This window comes from Photobacterium proteolyticum (assembly GCF_001939735.1).
Taxonomy (GTDB): Bacteria; Pseudomonadota; Gammaproteobacteria; order Enterobacterales; family Vibrionaceae; genus Photobacterium; species Photobacterium proteolyticum.
The window spans coordinates 1-2,417 of sequence record NZ_MJIL01000018.1 but is presented as its reverse complement, the minus strand read 5'-3'; the positions used below and the strand labels follow the sequence as shown (position 1 = coordinate 2,417).

Annotated in this window: 3 protein-coding genes; all 3 read right to left on the bottom strand. The window is 50.4% G+C overall.

Annotated features, from left to right (window positions below; translation table 11 throughout):
* Positions 1–31 precede the first annotated feature (31 nt).
* The 3 genes from tnpC to tnpA are packed head-to-tail and all read right to left on the bottom strand — an operon-like array spanning position 32 to position 2,332.
* Positions 32–1,600, bottom strand: coding sequence for an IS66 family transposase (gene tnpC, locus BIT28_RS00165; protein WP_075761623.1), 1,569 nt, complete (start codon positions 1,598–1,600; stop codon positions 32–34).
* Positions 1,601–1,658: 58 nt separating this feature from the next.
* Positions 1,659–2,012 carry an IS66 family insertion sequence element accessory protein TnpB gene (gene tnpB, locus BIT28_RS00160; RefSeq protein WP_083651673.1) on the bottom strand — a complete coding sequence of 118 codons (354 nt, stop codon included), beginning with the start codon at positions 2,010–2,012 and terminating at the stop codon, positions 1,659–1,661.
* The gene (gene tnpA / locus BIT28_RS00155) at positions 2,009–2,332 is read right to left on the bottom strand and encodes an IS66 family insertion sequence element accessory protein TnpA (protein WP_075761622.1); all 324 of its coding nucleotides are present in this window, start codon (positions 2,330–2,332) and stop codon (positions 2,009–2,011) included. The genes tnpB and tnpA overlap by 4 nt, the downstream gene beginning before the upstream one ends.
* Between the last annotated feature and the right edge of the window lie 85 nt (positions 2,333–2,417).

Below are 2,417 nucleotides of genomic sequence, written 5' to 3'. Positions count from 1 at the left end.
GTATGCGCCCCATAAACCCACGGGGCGGTTATTAATGTGAGAAGTTCCAGGGGAGCAATGCATTGATATCCGGCTCTGGCTTGGCCAACGCCTTCATGCAATGCACCAGGTAGTCATACACAACCAGGTCATTAGCCTTTGCTGTTTCAATGATGCTATAGAGGACAGCACTGGCATCAGCACCGCTTGGCGTATCGGCGAACAGCCAATTTTTCCTGCCAATGACCAGCGATTTTATTGCACGTTCAGCGCGATTGTTGTCGATAGACAGGTGCCCATCTTCTACATAGCGTATCAACTTTGGCCATTGCCCTAACGTGTACTTAATCGCTTTGCCTAACTGCCCTGAGCCAATGACTTTTTGTTTGTTCAGCCACTGATAGAGGTCATCCAGCATCGGTTTGGCTCGCAGTTGTCTCTCGGCCTGACGTGCTTCTACCGTGCATTCTTTCAGACGCGCTTCCAGCGCATAGAGCTTCTGGATTTTTGCCAGTACCACATCCGCTTTGCCGGTTTTACCTTTCCCCTGGACTTTCTTGGCATCCATGAACTTACGGCGGGCATGTGCCATGCACCCCAGATGCTCAATCGCCTTTAAGGTGTCATAAGCCTGATAGCCATCGGTTTGCAGGTAGCCGGTAAAGTCCCCCAGGTAGTTAGCCGGGCACGCGCCAGCCCGACTATTTTGATAGTCGAACAACACGATATTTTTGAGTCCAGGCGGAGAGGATCCGGGAGAGTCGCCCCCTGAACAGTAGACCCACATATAACACTGCTTATCTTCCTTGAGAACATTCAGGGGAGTCTCATCAGCCTGGATAACAACTTGCTGCAACAACGTTTGCCTGATTGCCTGGTATAATGGCGTAAAGGCTTCACTGACCTGCATGGCCCAGCGTGCCATGGTCGTGCGGGTCAACGCGATACCGGCTTGCTCGAAGAGAGTTTCCTGTCGATATAGCGGCAAGGCGTATTGGTATTTACCCAGAATGATGTTGGCCAGCAGGCTTTCCGTGGCAAAGCTTTTGGGAATAAGGCTAGCCGGTGCAGGTTTCTGTATGATACTGACCTGCTCCGCCGTTTTCTCGCACTGGCGACAACCGTATCTCGGCCGCACATACTCCAGTACTTTCAGTTGAGCAGGGATGAATTCGAGCTTTTCGCTGACATCTTCACCGATTTTGTGTAGCTCGCCCTGGCAACATGGGCAGATTTTCTCATCCGCTTCCAGGTCAAGGACAATACGCTCGCGAGGCAGGTCTTTCGGTAGCGGTTTGCGTTTGCCCCGACGCTTCGCTGTCGGTTCTGTAGCAGAAGAGATTGATGCTTCGTGACTTTCTACTGCTGGCGTATCGGCCTCACACTCCACTTCGTTAAAGAGTTCGCCCTGGGCATCATTATAGGGTTTCAGGGATTCTGCCCGTTTGGCAAACTGTCGGTCGATAGCAAGTTTAAATTGCTCAAGCAGGGATTGGTACTGCGCACTCAGAGATTGCCTTTCCTTTTCCCACTCATCACGCTCAGCCAACAGCGTCTGCACCATGGCCTGAAGCTGGCTGATATCTTGGGTTGATGGGTCAAAATCGATGGCTTTCTTCATGGGGGTATTTTACCAAAAATGGCGAAAAAACACCCATCGCAAGCACCATTTATGTCACTTAATTGATTGTAAAATCGTGTATTTCTACAGGCTTGTGGCCGATTATTGTGAAGCCTGAAAGCAACCTGTCTAGCTCGGTTTGTGTCAGTGTCATGACCTGATTATTCTCGCGCACCGGCCATTTGAATTTGTCTTTTTCGAGCCTTTTATACCACAGGGCAAAGCCCGTGGTGTCCCAGTACAGTATTTTGATTTTGTCGCGTTGTTTGTTGGTGAAGAGGAACAGCGCACCGGAGTCCAATGCCAATGTCGTTTCGCTTTCAACCAGCGCAGCCAGCCCGTTGATGGATTTGCGGAAGTCGACAAAGTGGCGGTAGAGATAAATGGCTGGCGGGTTTATCAGGCCTTTCATGATTGCAGTGCCCTCATTAGGTTTGCCAGGTACTCTGGCGGTGTGCCCTGAGGGATACTCAGCTCAACCTCGTTGAAAGACAGTGTCATGTTAGCTGGCACCGGTTTGGCAAAGTGATACTCGGTGGTGCTCTCAACGACCTGCGCCCGAACAAAGCCGCTCTCGGCATTACCTTCTGCTCGCTTAATCAAGCTGCGCTTAGCTGAAAACGTTGAGCAGGCTAACCGATGTTGTTTGCAAAACTCTTTCAGGGTCAGTGTGCTGTTTTCATACTCGAGGATCAGCGTTTGCCATTCCTGGTCAGTTCGGCGTTTCGACATTCACCATATCTCCGATTCATTAAGGGAAATATGATGATAAGTGCACTGTAGGGTTATTTGAATGTGGTGATCATGGAGCGCTTAC